Origin of the sequence: Micromonospora sp. NPDC004551 (assembly GCF_040609975.1) — a bacterium.
In the GTDB taxonomy this organism is placed as follows: domain Bacteria; phylum Actinomycetota; class Actinomycetes; order Mycobacteriales; family Micromonosporaceae; genus Micromonospora.
The window spans coordinates 166,084-188,687 of the sequence record NZ_JBEXLM010000012.1 but is presented as its reverse complement, the minus strand read 5'-3'; the positions used below and the strand labels follow the sequence as shown (position 1 = coordinate 188,687).

Sequence of the window (22,604 nt, the reverse complement as noted above, 5' to 3'; positions counted from 1 at the left end):
CGGTTCACCGCGGGGCGTCCCGGACCTCCTGGGCGCCCCGTAGCTCGGCCCTCCGGGACCGCCCGGCGGCGCGGAGCTGCGGCAGTGGCATGGCGGCCTCCGCGCGCCCGGCGAAGTGGTCGAGCAGTTCCCGGTGGACGAAGATGTAGCCGTCGCCGACCTGGCGCAGGAAGAGGCACTGCACCGCGTGGTCGAGGAACGGCAGCAGCGGGTGGGGAACCAGGTCCTCCCGGGCGAGTCGCCGCCGGACCAGGGCCTGCTCGATCATCGGGGTGAACGCGACGACGGTGAACAGCACGAGTGCGGTGCCGCCACCGAGGAGCACCGCGAAGCTCAGCGCCTCGGCGGTCCCCCGGGCCAGCGCGGCCGGCACGAAGCCGAGCACCGCGACGCTCAGGCCGAGCGTGGCGAAGTCCGCCGCCATGACGGTCAGCCGTTGCCGCAGCAGCGGGCTCGGCAGCTCGCGGCGGTCGGTGCGGGGCGGCGGCGGACGGAAGTGCAGCAGCACCTGGGCGCTGTCGAGGCCGACCAGGGCGACCACCGTGGCGAGGAAGAAGGCGCCGCCGTAGCCGAGGCCGGCCGTCCAGCTCGGACCGCCGGCGGCGAACCAGCCGGTGAACCCGCCGACGGCCGTGCCGGCGACGAGCGCCGAGACCAGGATGAGCCGTTCCAGCTCGGCCACGCTCGCGGTCCACGCGGCCGCCCAGCTTCCCGGCGGCCGGTCGTCGCGAGCGCGGATCGACGAGGTCAGCTCGAACAGGTCGTCGTAGTTGACGGTGTGCATGAGCACGGCCAGCCCCAGCAGGCCACCGGCGACCACCAGGCCGGTCGCCCGGCCCAGCGCCCAGCCCGCCGCGCCCAACGGCACGGCCAGCGCGGCGCAGCCGAGCAGCCGGGCGAGCACCGTCGAGGTCCACCGCGTCGCCGGACGCCGGGCCGACCAGGACTCGTCGATCAGGTCCAGCACGAAGACCGTCTGGTCGCGTAGGCGCAGCGCCCGGGCGAGGGTGGCGAGGTGACCGGTGGTCTGCTCCGGGCGGTAGCGGGGGTGCGGCCGGCGGCGCAGCATGGTGTCGACGTACCGCGCGAAGAGCCGTTCACGCCCGGAGCGGGCGGAGGACGGAGTGGTGCCGGCGTCGCCCGGGTCCGCGTACGCCAGGGCCATGATGCTGAGCATCAGCGGCGAGTCGGCGAGCTGCCACAGCTCGGGGTCGGCGTCCAGCGCGGCCCGCAGGCCGGCCAGTCCCGGCCGGTCGACGTACCGCCCGATCTGCGACCGGTCGAGCGGCTGGATGGCGACGGTGCCGTAGAGGGGCGGTGCCGAGCGGAGCCGGGCGTACTCCGCCTCGCGGCAGCAGACGGCGAGAGGCGTGAGTGGCTGCCGCTGGTGGAACGCGGCGATCGCCTCCGCGCACTCGTCGCGGTGCTGCTCGCCGACCTCGTCGAGGCCGTCCAGCAGCGGCAGGATCTCCCCGGCCGCCACCCACGTGGCTGCCTGCCCCGCCGGGATGCCGTACCGCTCGGTGAGCTGCTCGACGAGCCACCGGTCCAGGGGCCGGCGCAGGGTCGCCCAGGAGGACAGGTTGAACACGGCCGGGATCGGGGCGTCCGGGTCGTGGTCGGCGCGGTCGAGCAGGTCCCGGGCGAGTTCCAGCAGGGTGGTCGTCTTGCCGGCGCCGGGTGCGCCGACGATGACCACCGCCTGGTCGAGCTGGTCGAACAGCGCCGACATCGAGGTGCGGTCGTCCAGCGAGCCGGTGAAGCCATCCCGGTGGCTGGCCCGCAGGCTCCACGGGTGCCGGCGATCCTCGGCGGTCGCCGCGATGCCCAGCTCGATCCGGGCCTCCTCGTGCAGGGACCGGTCCAGGACGCTGGTCACCCAGTAGCGGCGGACCCGCTCCAGCAGTACCCGGCGGGCCCGCGCCGCACCGGCGGGCCCGGCCCGCCGCGGCTCCCGGCCACGCTGCACCTCGATGAGCACCAGGACCGCCACCAGCAGCAGCACCAGCGGCCAGGCCAGCCAGAGGTACGGGGACCAGCGCGCGGGCAGCGCCCCGGTGGCGACGTTCGTGGCCACGCCGAGCAGGGCCACCACGACCACCGACAGGCCGACCATGACCACTCGACGCATGCGTCGTCTCTACCGTCCGGCCGGGCGGCCGCACAACCCGTGCAGGGTCAGCAGGGGCCGTAGCCCTCGTCGAAGAGGCGGCGGGCCCAGTCGGCGTACCCGGCGATGATCTTCCGGACCGTGGTGCCGTCGTGCAGGAAGAGGTACGCGCGGTCGCCGCTGCGGGCGAGCAGCCCGTCGAACCGTTGCATCTCCTGTGGAGCGTGGAGCCCGACCACCGACGGGTAGGCGTCGTGCACCGCCTCGACCGGCGTGCCGACGGTGATCCCCTCCGGGGTGCTCATCGGGTCGTCGAGCCAGAGCAGGACGAGCCGGTCGTCGACGAAGATCGGGCTGACCGAGCCGTGCCCGGCCAGCGTCGGCCCGCACGCGTCCTCGTCGGTACGCAGCACGCCGCGCCGGGTCAGGTCCTCCTCGGTGGCGCCGAACTCGGCGTTGCCCAGCCCGTCGAGGCTGACCACCTCGGCGGCGCCGACCGGCCGGGCCGGGATGTCCGCCCCCTGTGGACGGACGCCGCTGCCGGCGATCGAGGCAGCCGCCATCAGTGTGGCGATAAATCCGAATTGTCGCAGCTTCATGCAATCCCCCAGTCCCCAACGGGACCGGGGCGATGAGGTTGCTGGTGCTGGTCGGATTGCCGCAGTTCCCACTCGTCGGCCAGTTCGTCCCAGTAGTCGGCGGAGAGCCCGCGCCGGCCGTGCGCCAGCCAGCCGGCCGTCTCGCGCTCCAGGTGCAGACCCAGTTCGGCGAACGGGTCGATCCACGGCCCCGGCTCGACGCCCAGCCGGGCGAGCGCCGCGTTGATCGGCCATTCGGCGCGCGGCCGGTCCAGCCGGTCGTCGAAGCTTGGCCCCCAGCTCGGCCGGCCGCCCAGCCAGACCGCCGCGGCCTGGTGGCCCAGCCCGCCGGCGAACTCCGCCTCCAGGTAGGCCACCGGGCCCGGCTGGGACCAGCGGGCGAACAGCTCGACCAGGGCGGGTGAGAGGACGAGCTGGAAGGGCTGCTCCGCCGACGGTTCGCCGGTGGCGAAGTCCGGCAGCCGGCCGGTCAGCTCCTCGACCAACTGCGGGGTGACCGGCAGGAGTGCGAAGTCCTGGCGCAGCGCGGCGAGCACCGCGTGGTCCAGCTCGACGGTCTGCTCGCGGAGCAGCTCGACGTCCGCGACCACCGCGCTGAGCTGGTAACTCATCCGATCCCCTCGGCGTCCACAGGCTGTGGATGGAACATGTGTACGACGGCTGGTCAGTCCTCGGCGGCCGGCGACGGGTCCGTCATCTCGAAGGCCATGAGGGTGGCGCCCACCCGGACCGTACCGGGCGCGTGCGGCGGTTGGGCGGCGTCGTGCAGCTCGGTCATGATCGCGTGCAACCGGCTGCGGGCCGCCGCCCAGGCGTCGGGGGACACCCACAGCTCGGCGTCGGTGCTGACGCCGGACGTGCCCGGGGCGCGGTGGACCACCCGGTCGAGAAGGTTGCGGGCGAGCGACTCGGCGAGCAGCGGCTGCCCCTCCTGCTGCTCGGTGAGCCAGGCTCCGCGAACCGCCCGGTAGCGGCGTTCCCGGCCGCCGCGCCGGGCGCGCACGTCGGCGAGCTCGACCAGGCCGGCGGCGTCCAGCCGGCGCAGGTGCTGACTGGCCAGGGCGTGCGAGATGGCCAGTTCCCGGGCGAGCGCGGCGGCGGAGAGCGGCGCGCTCCACAGCAGCGAGAGCATGCGCAGTCGTACCGGATGGGCCAGCGCGCGCAGGCGTGGGTCGGCGGTGCTCACGGCCGCCATTGAACCGCACCCACCCGCCGGACTCACCCCCAAGCATTGACTTGGGGGTTGCGCGTGGACAGAATCGGCACCGCACGGGGGAGGTGCCATGAACTGGGGTACGGCCAGAGTGCTGGGCAACCGCGACGCCGGGCGCTACCTCGCCGGCGTGCTCGTCTCCGGCTTCGGCACGGCGGCCATGCTCCTCGTGGCCGGGATCTGGGTGAAGGACCTGACCGGGTCGAGCAGCCTGGCCGGGCTGGTCACCCTCGGCACCTGGGGGCCCACGCTGGTCGCCCCGCTGATCGGGGTGCTGGCCGACCGGTTCCGCCGCCGGCCGCTGCTCATCGCGCTGCACCTGGCCATGGCCGCGCTGCTGCCGGTGCTGCTGCTCGTCGACTCCGCCGCGCGGGTCTGGCTGATCTTCGCGGTGATGATCGCGTACGGGTTCAGCTTCGTGCTGATCGACTCGGCCGAGGCGGCGCTGGTGCCGGCCGTGGTTCCCGGCGAGCTGCTCGGCGACTTCAACGGCCTCCGCACGACGGTCAACGAGGGCATGAAGCTGGTCGCCCCGCTGGCCGGGGCCGGTCTCTTCGCCGCGTATGGCGGGCGCTCCGTGGTGCTGCTCGACGCCGCCACCTTCGTGCTCGCCGCCGTGCTCGTCGCGCTGATCCGGGTACGCGAGGCGCCGCCACCGCCGCCCGAGCCCTGGACCCGCCAGCTCGCCGACGGGCTGGGGCACCTCCGCCGGCACGCCGCCCTGCGGCACCTCGTCGCCTGCGCCGGGGTCGCCATGCTGCTGATCGGGCTCAACGGCGCCCTCGCGTACGCCGTGGTGGACGACGGCCTGCACCGGCCGCCGGAGTTCAACGGGGTGCTCGGCACGATGCAGGGCATCGGGTCACTGGCCGGTGGACTGGCCGCCGGGACGCTCCTTCGGCGGCTCGGCGACCGGCGGGTGACCGCGGCGGCGATGGTGCTCCTGGCCGCCGGCCTGGCGCTGCGGGCCGTGCCCGGCCTGGTCCCGGTGTTCGCCGGCACCCTGGCAGTCGGGGTCGGCGCTCCGCTGGTGCTGATCACGGTCTGGACGGCGGTGATGCGGGAGACGCCGAACGCGCTGGTGGGGCGCGTCTCCGCGACCGTGAACACGCTGACCTTCGGCCCCGGCACGCTCGCCGTGCTGGCCGGCGCGAGCCTGCTGGTCCTGGTCGATCACCGGGCGATCCTCGTGGGGGCGGCGGCCGGTGCGCTCCTGCTCGCCGTGTGGGCGCTGCGCGGCGGCCCGCGTCCCGCCGGGCCGCAGGGGCCGACCCCGGTGGAGCCGGCCCCTGCCGGGGCTCCGGTCAGCTCGTGAAGCCGCCGTCCGCGTGGATCGTCGCGCCGGTCACGTACCCGCCGTCCGGCCCGGCGAGGAAGGCCACGACGGCGGCGATCTCGGCCGGGGCGGCGTAGCGGCCCAGGGCCGTGAGGCCGCGGATGGCGTCCGCGTTCGGCCCGTCCGCCGGGTTCGCGTCGGTGTCGGTCGGCCCGGGGTGGACCAGGTTCGCGGTGATCCCCCGCCCGCCCAGTTCACGGGCGAGGCCCCGGGTCAGGCCGATCAGGGCGGTCTTGCTCATCGAGTAGAGGGCGAGACCGGGGAAGACGGCCCGCTCGGCCACGTTGCTGCCGATGTTCACGATCCGCCCGCCGTCGGCCAGGTGCCGGACCGCCGCCTGGGCGAACACGAACGGCGCCCGCACGTTGACCGCGATGGTCCGCTCGACCTCGTCCGGACCCAGCTCGGTCACCGGGCCGGTCAGGAACACGCCGGCGTTGTTGACCAGCACGTCGAGCCGGCCGAACTCCCCGGCCACCCGGTCGACCGCCGCGCGCGCCGCCGCCGGTTCGGCGCTGTCGGCCCGTACCGCCAGGGCGCGCCGCCCCACCGCCTTGATCTGCTCGACCAGCTCGGTCGCCCGGTCGGCGCGCCGCTCGTAGGTCAGCGCCACGTCGGCGCCCTCCCGCGCCAGCCGCAGGGCCACCGCCGCCCCGATACCGCGGCTGCCGCCGGTCACCAATGCCACTTTTCCGTCCAGAACTCCGTTCATGCCACCAGCCTGGTCGGCGGCGGGCGGTGAGTCTGGCGGCGATCAGACGCCGCGTTCGCGCGGCCGGGGAACGACGAAGGGCCGGCCCCACGGCGGGAGCCGGCCCTTGCGTCGACGGCGGAGGATACGAGATTCGAACTCGTGAGGGTGTTAACCCAACACGCTTTCCAAGCGTGCGCCCTAGGCCTCTAGGCGAATCCTCCGCGAGCCAGGATACAGGTCCCCGACCGCCGGGCCACCCCACCACCCCCTGAAGATCCACGCCGGGTCGGGTAGGCTTGGCGGCACCCCCCGTGCGGCGTGCATCTCGTGAACCTCCCCAGGGCCGGAAGGCAGCAAGGATAAGCGGGCTCTGACGGGTGCACGGGGGGCCTTTCTGTCTCCGGGTGCCGGTAACGTCCCTGCGGGTCAGGTCACGGGGTGGTGGGTGGTCACCCGGGGCCGACCGGCGCAGAATGGCTCGGTCGAGAGGAGGCGGGACGGGTGGCACTGGCCCTTTACCGCAAGTACCGGCCCCGTACGTTCGCCGAGGTCATCGGCCAGGAGCACGTCACCGAGCCGCTGTCGCAGGCGCTGCGCAGCGGGCGGCTGAACCACGCCTACCTCTTCTCCGGCCCCCGGGGCTGCGGCAAGACCTCCAGCGCCCGCATCCTGGCCCGCTCGCTCAACTGCGAGCAGGGGCCCACCCCGGAGCCGTGCGGGCAGTGTGAGTCGTGCCGCTCGCTGGCCACCGACGGTGCCGGCTCGATCGACGTCATCGAGATCGACGCGGCCAGCCACGGCGGTGTCGACGACGCCCGTGAGCTGCGCGAGAAGGCGTTCTTCGCGCCGGCCCGCAGCCGCTTCAAGATCTATGTCATCGACGAGGCGCACATGGTCTCGTCGGCCGGTTTCAACGCCCTGCTCAAGCTGGTCGAGGAGCCTCCGGAGTACGTCAAGTTCATCTTCGCCACCACCGAGCCGGAGAAGGTCCTCGGCACGATCAAGTCGCGGACCCACCACTACCCGTTCCGGCTGATCCCGCCGAAGGTGCTGCGGCCCTACCTGGAGCAGCTCACCGAGGCCGAGGGGGTCAAGGTCGAGCCGGCGGTGTTCCCGCTGGTGGTGCGCGCCGGTGGCGGCAGCGCCCGGGACAGCCTCTCCGTGCTCGACCAGCTCATCGCCGGCGCTGGCCCGGAGGGCGTCAGCTACGCCCGGGCGGCCGCGCTGCTCGGCGTCACCGACTCCGCCCTGATCGACGAGATGTGCGACGCGCTCGCCGCCGGTGACGGCGCCGCCGCGTACGCCACCGTCGACCGGGTCGCGGAGGCCGGGCACGACCCGCGCCGGTTCGCCTCGGACCTGCTGGAGCGGCTGCGCGACCTGATCGTCATGCAGCAGGTGCCGGACGCCGCCGCCAAGGGCCTGATCGACGGCCCCGACGACCAGATCGAGCGGATGGCCGCCCAGGCCCAGCGGCTCGGCCCGGCCACCCTGTCCCGGTGCGCCGACATCGTGCACAACGGCCTGGTCGAGATGCGCGGCACCACCGCGCCCCGGCTGCTGCTGGAGCTGATCTGCGCCCGCATGCTGCTGCCCGGCGTGGACGACTCGTCCGGTGGCCTGCTCCAGCGCCTGGAGCGGATGGAGCGCCGGCTCACCCTGGGTGGCGCCGCGCCGCCGCCGGCCGCCGCCGGCTCCGCGCCGGTCGGCTCCGCCCCGGAGGTACGCCCGGCGCCTCCCGCCCCGACCGCGGCTGCCGCCGCGCCCGACCCGGAGACCGCCGGCACGCCGGCGGCTGCCGGTGCCCCGACCGGGGCGGCCGCCGCCCGCGCCGCCGCAGCGGCGGCCGGTGCCCGCTCGACCCCGGCACCCCGCCCGGCCGACCCGGCCGCGAGCGGCCAGTCCGGTCCGGGTTCCCGTCCCGCCGACCGGCCCGGTCCGGCCCAGCCCGCCCCGGCCGACCGGGCCTCTGGCGCCCCGGCTGACCAGGCACCCGACGGTCCGGTGCCCGGCGCTCCCGCCCGGCGGCCGGTCCCGGCCTCTGCGGTGCTGCCCGATCCGGCCACCCCGGAGCCGCCACGTCCCGGTGCGGCCCCGGCCGGCGCGCTGGACGCCGTCGCGGTGCGGCGGGTCTGGCCGGAGGTGGTCGGCAAGGTCAACCGCAGCAACAAGCGCATCGCGGCGCTGATGCGCGACGCGGTGGTCCGCGACCTGGACGGCGACACGCTGGTCCTGACCGTGAAGTCGACGGTGCTGGCGAAGATGATGGCCGACCACGCCGCCGTGCTCACCGACGCGCTCTACGAGGAGCTGGGCGGCCGCTGGCAGATCCGGTGCGAGGTGGCCGGCGAGCGGGGCGCGGCCTCGCTCGGCGGCCCGGCTCGCTCCTCCGGTTCGTCCCGTCCGGCGCCCGAGGCCGCCCCGGCAGGGCCGACGGCCGGTCCGGATGCCGCAGCGACACGTCCGGCTGCGGGTCCAGGCCGCCCGGCCGGCCCGCCCGACACGTCGGGTGACCAGGCGGGGGGCTCGGGCGGGGGCACCGCAGGCTCATCCGGCTCCCCGGCGAACCCGGCCGGCGGTCGGCCTGGGAACGCCGATCCGTCCGGTGGCCCTGCCCGGGCGTCGGAGTCGTCCGGTGGTTCCACCCGCCGGCCGTCCGGCCCGTCCACGCACGGTGCGGCTGCGGGTGGGGACGACGGGGAGGACTGGCCGGAACCGGCCCGCCCGGGAGGCACCGGACAGCCGGCGGGTGACGCTGCTGCGCCGACCGCTGCCGCCGATACCGACTGGCCCGAGGCCGCCCGTCCGGGTGGGGCGGCAGCGGTGGCCACGGCCACCGCGCCGGCCCCCGTCGCAGCGCCCGCCGCCGCGTCCGGCGTTGCCGCGCCCGCCGTACCGAAGCCGGCCGGACCACCGGGCAGCACGCCGGCGACGGGTGGCTCGCCGAAGAGCAGCGCCATCGCGGCGGCCCGGGCGGCCGCGGCGGCGGCCGCCGCCGGTGGGGGGGCCAGCAAGGGTCCGCGGGCGGCGCAGGCGGCCCGGAAGACCGCCGACGCCGACTGGGCGGGGGAGCCGCCCTACGACCCCGACTACGACGGGCCGGTCGGCAACCGGTCGGCGGCCCCGGCGCCGGCGGCGCCCGCCTACGAGGGCTTCGACCCGGGCGACGAACCGCTGGACGACGTGATCGACGAGCGGACCGCCCGGCAGTCCAGCGAGGAGCAGGCGGTGCAGTTGCTCCGCGAGGCGTTCGGGGCCGAGAAGATCGACGAGGTCGACGCGCGCTGAGCGCGCGTCGACCGCCGAGGAGCAGTGCCGTCGCCCGACTAGGCTGGGCGCGGCCGATCAGACGAGTGCGAGAAGGAGCCATCCGTGCGCCCAGGTGGACAGCCGAACATGCAGCAGATGCTGAAGCAGGCGCAGAAGATGCAGCAGCAGATCGCCAAGGCCCAGGCCGAGCTGGCCGAGGCCGAGCTGACCGGCACCGCCGGCGGGGGCCTGGTCACCGCCACCGTGGCCGGCACCGGTGAGCTGAAGGCGATCAAGATCGACCCGAAGGCGGTCGACCCGGAGGACGTGGAGACGCTGGAGGACCTGGTCGTCGCCGCCGTGCACAACGCCGCCGAGGCGGCCCGGGAGCTGACCGAGAAGAAGATGGGCCCGGTCGCGGGCGGGATGGGCGGCCTCGGCCTGCCCGGGTTCTGAGCCGGCAGATGTACGAGGGTGCCATCCAGGACCTGATCGACGAGCTGGGGCGGCTGCCGGGCGTGGGCCCGAAGAGCGCCCAGCGGATCGCGTTCCACGTCCTCTCGGCGGATCCCGCCGACATCAACCGGCTGGCCGGTGCGCTGCGCAAGGTCAAGGAGCTGGTGCGGTTCTGCACCAGCTGCTACAACGTGGCCGAGTCGGAGCAGTGCCGGATCTGTCGTGACCCGCGGCGCACGGACGAGGTGCTCTGCGTGGTCGAGGAGCCGAAGGACGTCGTGGCGATCGAGCGGACCGGCGAGTTCCGCGGTCGCTACCACGTGCTCGGCGGCGCCATCAACCCGCTGGAGGGCATCGGCCCGGACAACCTGCGGATTCGCGAGCTGATGACCCGGCTGAGCGGGGGCGGGGTCCGCGAGCTGATTCTCGCCACCGACCCGAACACCGAGGGTGAGGCGACCGCGACCTACCTGGCGCTGATGGTGAAGCCGATGGGCATCTCGGTGACCCGGCTGGCCAGCGGCCTGCCGGTCGGCGGCGACCTGGAGTACGCCGACGAGATCACCCTGGGCCGCGCCTTCGAGGGTCGCCGGGCGATCTGACCGGAACGACGAGCGACGCCGGCCGGCCCCGCAACGGGACCGGCCGGCGTCGCTCGCGTATCCGGAATGTGAGACGGGCGTGATTCACCACATGCTCGCCACCCGATCGACGACCTGCCCGGTTTTGCACTGATACGCCCGGTCCCACTATCTGCTCATGCCTGTGACAGTCCTGTTTGTCGGGAGATCGCGCGCTGTCAGACCCGGCCACTTGGTGTCGGCTTGATAGCGATTGCCTCACGGGCGTTCCGCATTCTGTGTGTCGTGTCATAGCCTCCCGCACACGGACTGAGTCACAGCTCGGCGTGGACACATGTGCATGACAGAGGTGAGAGATGCAGGCGAGCAGGCTTAAAGCGGCCGTGGCCCTCGCGGCCGCCGCCGCTCTGGCGGTCGGAGCGTCCGGCTGCGCCAAGAGCGAGCGCGACGAGGACAGCGGTGGGGCCAAGACCGGCGGCACCTTCGTCTTCGCGGGCGCCGGTAACCCGAAGAACTTCGACCCGATCTTCAACGACGACGGCGAGTCCTTCCGGCCGATCCGGCAGATGTACGACACCCTCGTGCAGAACAAGCCCGGCACGGCCGATCTCCAGGGCGCCCTGGCGGAGAGCTGGGAGCACGACCCCGAGGGCAAGGTCTGGACCTTCCACCTTCGGAAGAACGTCAAGTTCCACGACGGCACCCCCTTCAACGCCGCCGCGGTCTGCTTCAACTTCGACCGCTGGTTCAACATGAAGGGCGCCGCCGCCCAGTCGCAGATGATCTACTACTCGGACGTCTTCGGCGGCTTCGCCAAGAACGAGGCCGAGGGCGTGGGCGACCCGGTCTACAACAAGTGCGAGGCGAAGGACGACGGCACCGCCGTCGTCACGATGAACCGGTACAAGGGTGCCTTCCCCGGCGCCTTCGCGCTGACCGCGCTCTCGATCGCCAGCCCCGAGGCGCTGAAGAAGTACGACGCCGACACGGTGAAGCAGAACGGCGACTCGTTCGAGTACAGCGCGTTCGCCAACGAGCACCCGGTGGGCACCGGCCCCTTCACCTTCGGTGGCTGGGACAAGGCCAAGGGTGAGATCACCCTGAACCGGAACCCCGACTACTGGGGCGAGAAGGCCAAGGTCGACAAGCTCGTCATCAAGATCATTGAGGACGAGAACACCCGCAAGCAGGAGCTGCGGGCGGGCACCGTCCAGGGCATCGACTTCCCGGCCCCGGCCGACCGGAAGGCGCTCGCGGGCGAGGGCTTCCAGGTCCTCGACCGCCCGGCGTTCAACATCCTCTACCTCGGCTTCAACCAGAAGAACCCGAAGCTGAAGGACCTGCGGGTGCGCCAGGCGATCGCCTACGCCCTCAACCGCCAGGGACTCGTCCAGACCAAGGGCCCGGGTGGCACCAAGGTCGCCGACGAGTTCATGCCGGACACCGTGCTCGGCTACGCCCAGGACGTGCAGAAGTACGACTACAACGTCGACAAGGCCAAGCAGCTGCTCAAGGAGGCGGGCGCCGAGAACCTGACGCTCAACTTCTACTACCCGACCGACGTCTCCCGGCCGTACATGCCGAACCCGCAGGAGATCTTCACCGTCCTGGCCAACGACCTGCAGGCCGTCGGCATCAAGGTCAACGGTGTGGCCCGCCCGTGGAACGGTGGCTACAAGGACGACGTGCAGCAGTTCGGCAAGCACGACCTGCACATCCTCGGCTGGACCGGTGACTACAACGACCCGGGCAACTTCGTCGGCACCTTCTTCGGCCGTGCCAAGGTCGAGTTCGGCGACCAGGCGATGACCGAGATGTTCGACGCCATCAACAAGGCCGACGCCACGGTTGACGACGCCGGCAAGAAGGCCGCGTGGGAGCAGGTCAACCGCGACATCGCCGCCAAGTGGCTGCCGGCCGTGCCGATCTGGCACGCCCCGCCGGCCATCGTGGTCACCAAGGACGTCAAGGGTCTGGTCGCCAGCCCCCTGACCGACGAGCGGTTCAACACCGTCAGCGTTGGCTGAAGGCGTTACTGACCACTGACGCCGTACGCGGAATCGGCCCGGGCCGGGCTCTCTCTCCCGGCCCGGGCCGACCCGCTGTTACCGAGAATCTGGTGTGTGAGAGATGTTGCGAGTCATAGTCCGCCGCCTGCTGCAGCTGGTGGTGACCCTGATAGGGCTGTCCGCGCTGGTCTTCATCTGGCTGCGGAACCTTCCCGGCGGCCCGATCGAGGCGCTGCTCGGTGAGCGGGCCACGCCGGAGCGGCGTGCCCTGCTGATCAAGGCCCTCGGCTACGACCAGCCGATCCTGGTGCAGTACGCCAAGTTCATGCAGCGGCTGCTGACCGGCGACCTCGGCAACTCGATCCGGAGCGGCGACCCGGTCACCGAGGTGATCGGCCGCGCCTTCCCGGCCACCATCGAGCTGGCTGCGGCTGCCATGATCATCGCCATCGGGCTCGGCGTGCCGCTCGGCTACCTGGCCGCCCGGCACCGCGGCCGGCTGCTCGACAACATGAGCATCGCCGGCACCCTGCTCGGCATCTCGATCCCGATCTTCTTCCTGGGCTACCTGCTCAAGGACGTGTTCACCCAGAACATGCACTGGTTCCCGCCCTCGGGCCGGATCAGCACCGGGGTGGACAACACGAACGTCACCGGCTTCTTCGTCCTCGACGGGCTGCTCACCCGCGAGTTCGACGCCACCGCCGACGCGCTGTGGCACCTCATCCTGCCGGCGTTCACCCTGGCCACCATCCCGCTCGCGGTGATCGTCCGGATCACCAGGGCCAGCGTGCTCGACGTGCTCAACGAGGACTACGTCCGCACCGCCGAGGCGAAGGGCCTGCGCCACAAGACCATCCGGGGCCGGCACATCCTGCGCAACGCCTTGCTGCCGGTGGTCACCACCATCGGCCTCCAGACCGGCGCGCTGCTCTCCGGCGCGGTGCTCACCGAGCGGGTCTACAACTGGGGCGGCCTCGGCACGCTGATCTACAACTCGATCAGCGGCGGCCGCGACTACCCGGTGCTCCAGGCGCTGATCCTGCTCGCCGCGCTGGTCTTCGTGGTGGTCAACCTCCTGGTCGACCTCTCCTACGCCTTCATCGACCCGAGGGTGCGTGTGCGATGAGTGACCCGATCACCCGGCCCACCGTGGGCACACCGCGCGAGAGCGTGGACTCCTCCGCAGTCGAGGAGAAGCGCGAGGGCACCCTGCCGCGCGGCATCGACCGGCTCGGCGAGCGCAAGCGCGCCCGGCTGGAGCAGCTGGCCCAGGCCACCGCCGACAAGGGGGGCGTCAGCCTGGTCCGGGACGCTTTCCGCCGGCTCCGGCGCAACCCGACGGCGATCGTCGGCGCGTCCATCGTGGCGCTGTTCGTCCTGGTCGCCATCTTCGCGCCGCTGCTCGCGCCGCACGACCCCGCGCAGCGCTTCGACGAGCTGACGAAGAACCTCACCGTCGACAGCATCCCCGGTGCCAGCAGCGAGTTCCCGCTCGGCTCGGACCCGCTCGGTCGGGACTTCCTGTCCCGCATGATCCACGGCAGCCGGCAGACCCTCTTCGTCGGCGTGCTCGCCACGCTCATCGGGCTGGCCCTGGGTGTGCTGATCGGCGCGATCGCCGGCGCGTTCGGCGGCTGGGTCGACAACATCCTGATGCGCGTCACCGACGTGATGCTGGCTCTGCCGGCCCTGCTGCTGGCCATCAGCCTGGTGGCCATGGCCAGCCGGTCCAGCCAGTGGACGGTCATCCTGGCGGTGGCCATCGTCAACGTGCCGATCTTCGCCCGGCTGCTGCGCGGTTCGATGCTCGCCCAACGCGAGAGCGACCACGTGCTGGCCGCCCGGGCACTCGGTGTGAAGCAGGGGTCGATCGTGCTCCGGCACATGCTGCCGAACGCGATGACCGCGGTGATCGTGCAGGCCACGCTGACCCTCTCCACCGCGATCCTGGAGGCGGCGTCGCTCTCCTTCCTCGGTCTCGGCGACCCCGACATCAACCGCGCCGAGTGGGGCCTGATGCTCGGTGTGGACGGTCAGCGCTACTTCGAGGTGCGGCCGGAGCTGGCCTACTACCCGGCCGTCGCGATCATCGTGGTGGCGCTCGGCTTCACCCTGCTGGGTGAGGGCATGCGCGAGGCGATCGACCCGAAGAGCCGGCGGTGACGGCGATGCGGACCAAGGACCAGCACGGTGAGGAAGTGACCCGATGAGCCTGCTCGACGTACGCGATCTGAGCGTGGTGTTCCAGCGTCGCGGTGAGCGGCCGTTCACCGCGGTCGACAAGGTCAGCTTCAGCGTGGAGCCGGGGCAGACCGTGGGCCTGGTCGGCGAGTCCGGCTGCGGCAAGAGCGTGACCAGCCTGGCGATCATGGGCCTGCTGCCCCGGCGGGGCAACAAGGTCACCGGCGAGGTCAACTTCGACGGCGCCGACCTGCTCAAGCTGCGCCCGGACGACATGCGGGACCGGCGCGGCCGGGACATCGGCATGATCTTCCAGGACCCGCTGTCGTCGCTGAACCCGGTCGTGCCCATCGGCATCCAGGTGGCCGAGGTGCTGGAGCGGCACCGCGGGATGGACCACAAGGTGGCCATGAAGGAGGCCCGGGAGCTGCTCGACGCGGTCGGCATCCCGGACCCGACGCGGCGGCTCAAGGAGTATCCGCACCAGATCTCCGGCGGCATGCGGCAGCGCGCGCTGATCGCCATCGCGCTGGCCTGCAAGCCGCGGCTGCTGATCGCGGACGAGCCGACCACCGCGCTGGACGTGACCATCCAGGCGCAGATCCTCACCCTGCTCAAGCAGCTCGTCGACGAGACCGGCACCGCGCTGATCATGATCACGCACGACCTGGGCGTCGTGGCCGGCCTCTGCGACACGGTCAACGTGCTCTACGGCGGCAAGGTGGTCGAGCGGGCCGCCCGGCACGAGCTGTTCGCCCGGCCGCGGCACCCGTACACGCACGGGCTGCTGAACTCGGTGCCGCGGCTGGACTCGCCGCGGGGCGAGCGGCTGCACGCCATCCGCGGCTCGGTGGCCGACAACATCCCGTGGGTCGAGGGCTGCGCGTTCGCCCCCCGCTGCGACAACGTGGTGGACGCCTGCCTGGAGGGCACGCCTCCGCTCGAACCCACCGCGACCGGCGGCGACCTGCGCTGCAACAACCCCGTTTCCGAGGAGGTGGCGGTGCCGTGACCGAGTCGACCGAGCGGACCGGACCACTTGTCGAACTGCGCGACGTCAAGGTCCACTTCCCGATCAAGAGCGGCGTGCTCTTCGACCGCACCGTCGGTCACGTCTACGCCGTCGACGGCGTCTCGCTCTCCATCAACAAGGGCGAGACGTACGGGCTGGTGGGCGAGTCGGGGTGCGGCAAGTCCACCCTGGGCCGGGGCCTGCTGCGGCTGGTCGAGCCGACCGACGGCGAGGTCGTCTTCGACGGCACCGACATCCGCGCGCTCAAGGGCGAGTCGATGCGCCGGATGCGCCGCCGGATCCAGATGATCTTCCAGGACCCGCTGTCCAGCCTCGACCCCCGCCAGTCGGTGGAGTCGCTGCTGGTCGAGGGACTCAAGGCGCACGGCCTGGCCAAGGACAAGGCGGCCACCGCCAAGCGGCTCCGGGAGGCGCTCGCCGCGGTGGGCCTGCCCGCCTCGGCGCTGAGCAAGTACCCGCACGAGTTCTCCGGCGGCCAGCGGCAGCGCATCGGCATCGCCCGGGCGCTGGTGCTCGACCCGGACCTGATCGTCGCCGACGAGCCGGTCTCCGCGCTGGACGTGTCCATCCAGGCCCAGGTGATCAACCTGCTGGAGGAGCTCCAGAACGAGCGTGGCCTGACGTACCTGATCATCGCCCACGACCTGGCGGTGGTCCGGCACATCGCCGACACGGTCGGGGTGATGTACCTCGGCGGCCTGGTGGAGGAGGCGTCCAGCGACGACCTCTACCGGGAGCCGATGCACCCGTACACCAGGGCGCTCATGTCGGCCGTGCCGGTGCCGGACCCGCAGGTGGAGGACCGCCGCGAGCGGATCCTGCTGGCCGGCGACCTGCCCTCGCCGACGAACCCGCCGGCCGGCTGCCGGTTCCACACCCGCTGCCCGTGGGCCCAGCCGACCCGCTGTGCCGACGAGCGGCCGGCGCTGCGCCAGGTGCTGGACGGGCACCGGGTGGCCTGCCACTACGCGGAGGACATCGCGGCCGGCCGGATCCGGCCGCACGAGGTCGAGCCGGAGCTGGTCCGGCCGGACGACGGCGCGGCGCCGGGCGACACCGGCGAGCTGATCCCGACCCCGTGACCTGACGACACGAGGCCCCTTCCCCGCCGTGGGGAAGGGGCCTCGTCGCGCGTGGAGGGGGTCAGCCCTCGGGGCGGTTGAGCAGGGCCACCGCGACGGTGTGCACGGCGTCCAGCGCGGCCGGGTCGGCCAGCGGCACCCGGCCGCCGGTCACCGCGTACCACTCGTCGGCGTCCTTGTACTGCACCCGCAGGGTGACCTGGCCGTCGGCGTACTCCGTGCGCAGCGTCAGCTCTCCGGTCACCACGCCGGCCTCGTCGGTCATCACGCCGCCCGGACCGGCCGTGATGTCGCTGGTCCGTTCCCGGGCTCCGGGCGCCGCCGGTGCGGCGGCGGGCGCGGCCGGTGTGGCGTCGGCGGACATCCCGGCCCCGGAGACGTCGGCGGGGGCGGACGGCGTGCCGTCGGCCGTCATCCCGGCCGAGGTCGGGCCCGGCGCGGTCGCGCCGCCGGCGGTCGCCGCGGCGTCCTCGCCGGTGGCGTCCGGCGTCCTCTCCGGCGCCGGCACGCCACCGGCCCCGGTCACGGCTTGTTCGCCCATGTGCAGCCCTCCAACATGTCGGTGAGGGCGGCCTTCTCGGCACTGGTCACCGTCAGCCGCCAGTAGTGCTTGACCGTCACCCAGTCCGCCGCGTACTGGCACCAGTACGACCGGTTCGCCGGCTTCCACTGGGACGGGTCCTGGTCACCCTTTGCCCGGTTGGAGCGGAGGGAAACCGCAATGAGCTGCGGCCGGGTCAGGTCGTTCGCGAAGTCGCCACGCTTCGAGTCGTCCCACTCGTCGGCGCCGGAGCGCCAGGCGTTCGCCAGCGGGACGACGTGGTCGATGTCCACGTCGGCCGGATCGGTCAGCGCCAGCCCGTCGTACGGGCTGTCCCAGCGGCCGTCGACCACGTTGCAGCCGGAGAGCTTGATGCCCTCGCCGTCCCGTTGCAGCACGCTGTCCCGCACGTCGCAGTTCTTGCCGGTGTCCCGCCAGTGCGGGAAGCGGGTCCGGCTGTAGCCCTTCATCGACCCGGCGGCGGCCACCGTCAGCTGGCCGAGCTGCTGGTCGACGTTGCCGGCGCTGCTCGGCGGCGTGTCCGGTTCGCCGATCGGCACGCAACCGGCCGCGCCGAGGGCGAGCACCGCGGTGAGCGCGACCGCCATCCCGGCACGGGCTCCTGATCTCGTACGCACAGATGACACCTCTCCAGCTTGCGGGCTCCCGGCGAGTACGCACAGTACCCAGCGACGGATTCCCAGATTCGTGGCGTCGGGAGTGGAGTCGCGGCAGAGTGGTTACCCATGACCGCACCCGCTCCCGAACTGCGTCTCGGGTCCGCCGCCGGGCGCGGCACGCTGCTCGCCGCGATCCTCGCCTCCGGCATGGTCTTCCTGGACAGCACGGTGGTCAACGTGGCGCTGCCCCGACTCGGCGCGGAACTGGACGCCACCGTGGCGGGTCTCCAGTGGACGGTCAACGGGTACCTGCTGATGCTGGCCGCCTTCGTGCTGCTCGGCGGCGCGCTCGGCGACCGGTTCGGGCGGCGGCGGGTCTTCCTGCTCGGCGTGGTGTGGTTCGCCGCGGCGTCGATTCTCTGCGGGCTCGCGCAGGGGACCGGCTGGCTGATCGCCGCCCGGTTCCTCCAGGGCGCCGGCGGGGCGCTGCTCACTCCCGGCTCGCTCGCGGTGCTCCAGGCCAGCTTCCACCCGGACGACCGGGCCCGGGCCATCGGCATGTGGTCCGGGCTCTCCGGTGTCTCCACCGCGCTCGGGCCGCTCCTCGGCGGCTGGCTCATCGACGCGCTCTCCTGGCGGTGGATCTTCTTCGTGAACCTGCCCCTGGCCGTCGGGGTGGTGCTCGCCGCGTTGCACTGGGTGCCGGAGAGCCGGGACGAGGCCGCCTCGCGTACCGGGGCCGGCCGGCGGTTCGACGTGGCCGGAGCGCTGCTCGGCGCGCTCGCGCTCGGCGGCGTCACGTACGCCCTGATCGACGCGCCGGCGCGCGGCGCCGGCTCCCCGGCGGTGCTGGCCGCGGCGGTGGTCGGTGTGCTCGGCACGGTGGTCTTCGTGCTGGTCGAGCGGCGTCGCGGCGACACCGCCATGCTGCCCACCGGGCTGTTCAGCAGCCGCCTCTTCTCGGTGCTGAACATCTTCACCGTGGTGGTGTACGCGGCCCTGGGCGGGTTCACCTTCTTCCTCGCCGTCTACCTGCAGAACGTCGTCGGCTGGTCGGCGCTGCTCACCGGCCTGGCCACCGTGCCCATGACGCTGCTGCTGCTCGTCGGCTCGGCCCGGGCCGGGGCACTCGCCGCCAAGATCGGCCCCCGGTTGCCGCTCACCGTCGGCCCGGTGGTCGCCGCGGCCGGCCTGCTGCTGCTGCGCCGGGTCGGCCCCGGTGCGTCGTACTGGACGGACGTGCTGCCCGGGGTGCTCCTGTTCGGTGCGGGGCTCACGCTGGTGGTCGCCCCGCTGACCGCGTCCGTGCTGGCCGCGGTGGCGGACCGGTTCGCCGGCGTGGCGAGCGGCTTCAACAACGCGGCCGCCCGGGCGGGCGGCCTGCTCGCGGTGGCCGCGCTGCCGCTGCTGGTCGGTCTCTCCGGCAGCGGCTACGAGCAGAAGACCGCGCTGGCCGGCGCGTTCCGCGGGGCGATGCTCTGGTGCGCCGGGCTGCTGCTCGCCGGCGCGGCGCTGGCCGGCCTGCTGATCCACCGTCCGCAGCGGGAAGGGCCCCCGTCGGCGGGGGGCCCTTCCCACGGCGGGATCAGGCGCGGGCGCGGTTGACCGCGCTGGTGACCGCCTTGATCGAGGCGGTCACGATGTTGGCGTCGACCCCGACGCCCCAGACGGTCCGGCCGTCGACCTCGCACTCCACGTACGCGGCGGCCTGCGCGTCCCCACCAGAGGAGAGCGCGTGCTCGTGGTAGTCGAGCACCCGCACCGCCACGCCCAGCGACTGGAGCGCGTTGACGTACGCGTCGATGGGGCCGTTGCCGACCGCGGTGAGCGGCTGGACCTCGCCGTCGTAGCCGACGCGGGCCTCGATCTCGACCTTGCCGTCGGCGGTGCCGATGGCGTAGCCGGCCAGGGTGACGGCCGGGTCGACCTGGTGGTCGACCAGATAGTTGCGGGCGAAGATCTCCCACATGGCGCCCGGCTCGACCTCGCCGCCGTCGTGGTCGGTGACCTGCTGGACCACGCCGGAGAACTCGATCTGGAGGCGGCGCGGCAGGTCGAGCTGGTGCTCGGACTTCATGATGTACGCGACGCCGCCCTTGCCGGACTGCGAGTTGACCCGGATGACCGCCTCGTAGGTGCGGCCCAGGTCCTTCGGGTCGATCGGCAGGTAGGGGACGGCCCAGGTGAACTCGTCGACGGGCACCCCGGCCGCAGCCGCGTCGGCGTGCAGTGCGTCGAAGCCCTTCTTGATCGCGTCCTGGTGGGAGCCGGAGAAGGCGGTGTAGACCAGGTCGCCCGCGTACGGGTGACGCTCGTGCACCGGCAGCTGGTTGCAGTATTCGACGGCGCGCTTGACCTCGTCGATGTTCGAGAAGTCGATCATCGGGTCGATGCCCTGGGAGAACATGTTCAGCCCCAGGGTGACCAGGTCGACGTTGCCGGTGCGCTCACCGTTGCCGAACAGGCAGCCCTCGATCCGGTCGGCGCCGGCCAGCAGGCCCAGCTCGGCGGCGGCCACGCCGGTGCCCCGGTCGTTGTGCGGGTGCAGGCTCAGCACCAGGCTGTCCCGGCGCGGCAGGTGCCGGTGCATCCACTCGATCGAGTCGGCGTAGACGTTCGGCATGGCCATCTCGACGGTGGCCGGCAGGTTGACGATCAGCTTCCGGTCCGGGGTGGGGTCGACCACCTCGATGACCTTGGCGCAGATCTCCAGCGCGTACTCCAGCTCGGTGCCCGTGTAGGACTCCGGCGAGTACTCGTAGTGGATGTCGGTGTCCGGCGTGTGGATCTCCGCGTACTTCTGGCAGAGCCGGGCGCCCGTGGTGGCGATGTCGGTGATGCCGTCCCGGTCCAGGCCGAAGACCACCCGGCGCTGGAGCGTCGAGGTGGAGTTGTAGAAGTGCACGATGGCCCGGCGGGCGCCGCGCAGCGACTCGAAGGTCCGGTCGATCAGGTGCTCCCGGCACTGGGTCAGCACCTGGATGGTGACGTCCTCCGGGATCAGGTCCTGCTCGATCAGCTGCCGCACGAAGTCGTAGTCGGTCTGGCTGGCCGACGGGAAGCCGACCTCGATCTCCTTGTAGCCCATCTGCACCAGCAGCTGGAACATCCGGCGCTTGCGCTCCGGCGACATCGGGTCGATCAGGGCCTGGTTGCCGTCACGGAGGTCGACGGCGCACCAGCGGGGCGCGGCCTCGACGCGGCGGGTGGGCCAGGCGCGGTCCGGCAGGTCGAACCGGAACTGCTGGTGGTAGGGCAGGTAACGCTGGAACGGCATCCGGCTGGGGCGCTGCCGGGCGATCGGATCGGTTTCGGCGTCAGTGACAGGTTGAGCCATCTCGGAGTGCTCCCTGGGAACATGTGGCGTCAGCAGATCGGAAGGTGTCGGCGAGGTGCCGGGCGACGGTGCGCGGCGGTGCCGAGAGGAAGTTCGGATGTGCTGGACGGCGCGGTTCAACTCCGCGACGAGGTGCCGGCCGGTCAGGCCTCGTCGCGGCAGCCAAGGAGAAGGTACGCCCGCCACATGACAAGGTCACCCTACGTGGTGAGGGCGGGAGTGGGAAGCCGGGTCCGGACTATGGGACCGGGGTCACGGTCTGCTCCGGGGCCGTCGCACCCAGCCGGGGCGTCCGGCCGGCCCAGGCCACCACGGGGACGATCGCCAGCCCGACCAGCGCGAAGAGTGCCGCCGTCGGGAACCACCCCCAGCCGCCGGTGGTCACGCCCAGGGCGGTCAGCCCGGCCGGGGCGATCAGGTACTGCAGCTGCGTGCCGAGCCGGAAGGCCCCCACGTACGCGCCGCGCTGGGCGGCCGGTGGCAGGGTGGCCGTGAGCCGCCAGGTGCCCGCCGACTCGACCAGCTCGGCCACGATCAGCAGCATCGCGGCCGCCACCAGCACGACCAGGGTGAGCGCGCCCCGGGTCACCCCGGAGATCGGCAGGACCAGGCAGAACAGGGCGATCAGCAGGGCGCCCCGGCGGGACGACCGGGCCGCGCCCGGCGCGGTGTCGGCGCCCCGGCTGGCGCGTACCTGGAGCAGCACGATCAGGACCGTGTTGAGCAGCACCAGCCCGGCGATCACGGTCTTCGGCGCGTCGGTGTGGGTGAGGATCCAGAGCGGCATCACCGTCAGATAGAGCGTCTGGTGCGCGGTGAGCAGCCCCGAGAGCAGCGAGACCGCCATGAACGGCCGGTCCCGCAGCACGGCGAACCGGCTCATCGGCTCGGCCGGGCGGGCAACCTCGGGCAGCCGGGGCAGCCGCCGCACGAAGAGCGCCGTCACCAGAAAGACCGCCGCGATGAACCAGACCATCGCCCGGTACGCCGCGATCGTGTCCACCGCCAGCACCAGGCCGCTGATCGTCGCGCCCAGCCCGAAACCGACGTTCAGCAACGAGCGCTGATAGGCCATCGCGGTGACCCGTTCGGCCGGGGGGAGCGCGTTGATCGAGTAGACCTGCCGGGCCACGCCGGCCGCCGCGTCCACGGCGGCCAGCGCCACGACCACGGCGAGGAACCCGGCGAAGCCACCCACGAGCGGGTACGCGGCGAACAGCGCGGCCTCCAGCACCAGCGCGAGCACCCAGACCCGCTGCGGACCGTACCGGTCGGTGAGCCCGCCCAGCGGCACCGTGCCCAGCAGCGACACCCCCGCCGCGATGGACAGCCCCAGCCCCACCTGGGCGGCGCTGAGCCCCAGCGCCCGGGTGAAGAACACGGCGCTGCCGGCCTGGAACAGGCCGCCGCCGACGGCGTAGACCATGGCCTGCACGGCCAGGGCGCGGGTCAGCCCGGCCGGCGGTACGACGTGGCGGACGGCGGTGCGGATGGTGTCTCTGGCCCCCATGGCCGGTGAGTGAACCGTGCCCCCACAGCCCAACGCGAGCAATTTCAGTC

19 protein-coding genes, 1 tRNA gene and 1 other RNA gene are annotated in these 22,604 nt (G+C 72.8%); 11 read left to right on the top strand and 10 right to left on the bottom strand.

From position 1 onward, the window contains the following. Window positions 1-4 precede the first annotated feature (4 nt). From ABZW14_RS17045 to ABZW14_RS17030, 4 genes are read right to left on the bottom strand one after another with little or no spacing between them, the layout of a single operon-like run. Complete coding sequence (locus ABZW14_RS17045) at window positions 5-2,131, bottom strand: NACHT domain-containing protein (RefSeq protein WP_355346741.1); 2,127 nt, start codon at window positions 2,129-2,131, stop codon at window positions 5-7. A 47-nt stretch (window positions 2,132-2,178) separates the two neighbouring features. Continuing rightward, window positions 2,179-2,709: a hypothetical protein gene (locus tag ABZW14_RS17040; protein ID WP_355346738.1), complete on the bottom strand. Its 531-nt coding sequence runs from the start codon at window positions 2,707-2,709 to the stop codon at window positions 2,179-2,181. Then, complete coding sequence (locus ABZW14_RS17035; RefSeq protein ID WP_355346735.1) at window positions 2,706-3,320, bottom strand: hypothetical protein; 615 nt, start codon at window positions 3,318-3,320, stop codon at window positions 2,706-2,708. Before ABZW14_RS17035 ends, ABZW14_RS17040 begins: the two co-directional genes overlap by 4 nt. A 53-nt stretch (window positions 3,321-3,373) precedes the next feature. Beyond that, window positions 3,374-3,895, bottom strand: coding sequence for a winged helix-turn-helix domain-containing protein (locus tag ABZW14_RS17030; RefSeq protein ID WP_355346732.1), 522 nt, complete (start codon window positions 3,893-3,895; stop codon window positions 3,374-3,376). 97 nt (window positions 3,896-3,992) lie between these two features. On the opposite strand from ABZW14_RS17030, the gene ABZW14_RS17025 reads away from it, so the two are divergent. Beyond that, window positions 3,993-5,237 carry an MFS transporter gene (locus ABZW14_RS17025; RefSeq protein WP_355346729.1) on the top strand — a complete coding sequence of 415 codons (1,245 nt, stop codon included), beginning with the start codon at window positions 3,993-3,995 and terminating at the stop codon, window positions 5,235-5,237. On the opposite strand, the gene ABZW14_RS17020 is transcribed toward ABZW14_RS17025, so the two are convergent. Further along, on the bottom strand, window positions 5,227-5,970 hold the full coding sequence (locus ABZW14_RS17020; RefSeq protein WP_355346726.1) for an SDR family oxidoreductase: 744 nt from the start codon (window positions 5,968-5,970) through the stop codon (window positions 5,227-5,229). The two genes, ABZW14_RS17025 and ABZW14_RS17020, sit on opposite strands and share 11 nt — an antisense overlap. 118 nt (window positions 5,971-6,088) lie before the next feature. After that, a tRNA-Ser gene (locus tag ABZW14_RS17015) sits at window positions 6,089-6,173 on the bottom strand. Between the two features lie 82 nt (window positions 6,174-6,255). Here ABZW14_RS17015 and ffs point away from each other — a divergent pair. From ffs to ABZW14_RS16970, 9 genes are all read left to right on the top strand, one after another. Continuing rightward, window positions 6,256-6,346, top strand: an RNA gene (gene ffs, locus ABZW14_RS17010) — signal recognition particle sRNA small type. A 107-nt stretch (window positions 6,347-6,453) separates the two neighbouring features. After that, window positions 6,454-9,240, top strand: a complete 2,787-nt coding sequence (locus ABZW14_RS17005; protein WP_355346723.1) for a DNA polymerase III subunit gamma and tau — start codon at window positions 6,454-6,456, stop codon at window positions 9,238-9,240. Window positions 9,241-9,348: 108 nt separating this feature from the next. Next, window positions 9,349-9,657 carry a YbaB/EbfC family nucleoid-associated protein gene (locus tag ABZW14_RS17000; protein WP_030502117.1) on the top strand — a complete coding sequence of 103 codons (309 nt, stop codon included), beginning with the start codon at window positions 9,349-9,351 and terminating at the stop codon, window positions 9,655-9,657. An 8-nt stretch (window positions 9,658-9,665) separates the two neighbouring features. Then, window positions 9,666-10,259, top strand: a complete 594-nt coding sequence (gene recR / locus ABZW14_RS16995; protein WP_355346720.1) for a recombination mediator RecR — start codon at window positions 9,666-9,668, stop codon at window positions 10,257-10,259. Window positions 10,260-10,594: 335 nt separating this feature from the next. Next, window positions 10,595-12,265 carry an ABC transporter substrate-binding protein gene (locus tag ABZW14_RS16990; protein ID WP_355346717.1) on the top strand — a complete coding sequence of 557 codons (1,671 nt, stop codon included), beginning with the start codon at window positions 10,595-10,597 and terminating at the stop codon, window positions 12,263-12,265. A gap of 103 nt (window positions 12,266-12,368) precedes the next feature. Next, entirely contained in the window at window positions 12,369-13,376 is a 1,008-nt protein-coding gene (locus tag ABZW14_RS16985) for an ABC transporter permease (protein ID WP_355346714.1), read from the top strand. A 95-nt stretch (window positions 13,377-13,471) separates the two neighbouring features. After that, window positions 13,472-14,413 (top strand): ABC transporter permease, encoded by a 942-nt coding sequence (locus ABZW14_RS16980; protein ID WP_355346807.1) that lies wholly within the window; start codon window positions 13,472-13,474, stop codon window positions 14,411-14,413. A gap of 43 nt (window positions 14,414-14,456) precedes the next feature. Continuing rightward, window positions 14,457-15,443, top strand: a complete 987-nt coding sequence (locus tag ABZW14_RS16975; protein ID WP_355346711.1) for an ABC transporter ATP-binding protein — start codon at window positions 14,457-14,459, stop codon at window positions 15,441-15,443. Further along, window positions 15,440-16,546, top strand: coding sequence for an oligopeptide/dipeptide ABC transporter ATP-binding protein (locus ABZW14_RS16970; protein WP_355346708.1), 1,107 nt, complete (start codon window positions 15,440-15,442; stop codon window positions 16,544-16,546). Before ABZW14_RS16975 ends, ABZW14_RS16970 begins: the two co-directional genes overlap by 4 nt. A 61-nt stretch (window positions 16,547-16,607) precedes the next feature. Here ABZW14_RS16970 and ABZW14_RS16965 read toward each other — a convergent pair whose 3' ends face one another. Both ABZW14_RS16965 and ABZW14_RS16960 read right to left on the bottom strand, forming a co-directional pair. After that, a complete protein-coding gene (locus tag ABZW14_RS16965; RefSeq protein WP_355346705.1) occupies window positions 16,608-17,087 on the bottom strand; it encodes a hypothetical protein in 480 nt (159 codons plus the stop codon). Beyond that, window positions 17,069-17,695 (bottom strand): HNH endonuclease family protein, encoded by a 627-nt coding sequence (locus ABZW14_RS16960; RefSeq protein WP_355346702.1) that lies wholly within the window; start codon window positions 17,693-17,695, stop codon window positions 17,069-17,071. Before ABZW14_RS16960 ends, ABZW14_RS16965 begins: the two co-directional genes overlap by 19 nt. 138 nt (window positions 17,696-17,833) lie before the next feature. Between ABZW14_RS16960 and ABZW14_RS16955 the strand changes: the two genes are divergently transcribed. Continuing rightward, window positions 17,834-19,312: an MFS transporter gene (locus tag ABZW14_RS16955; RefSeq protein ID WP_355346699.1), complete on the top strand. Its 1,479-nt coding sequence runs from the start codon at window positions 17,834-17,836 to the stop codon at window positions 19,310-19,312. On the opposite strand, the gene leuA is transcribed toward ABZW14_RS16955, so the two are convergent. Then, complete coding sequence (gene leuA / locus ABZW14_RS16950; protein WP_355346696.1) at window positions 19,293-21,044, bottom strand: 2-isopropylmalate synthase; 1,752 nt, start codon at window positions 21,042-21,044, stop codon at window positions 19,293-19,295. The genes ABZW14_RS16955 and leuA overlap by 20 nt on opposite strands. A gap of 238 nt (window positions 21,045-21,282) precedes the next feature. After that, window positions 21,283-22,554, bottom strand: a complete 1,272-nt coding sequence (locus ABZW14_RS16945) for an MFS transporter (RefSeq protein WP_355346693.1) — start codon at window positions 22,552-22,554, stop codon at window positions 21,283-21,285. Between the last annotated feature and the right edge of the window lie 50 nt (window positions 22,555-22,604).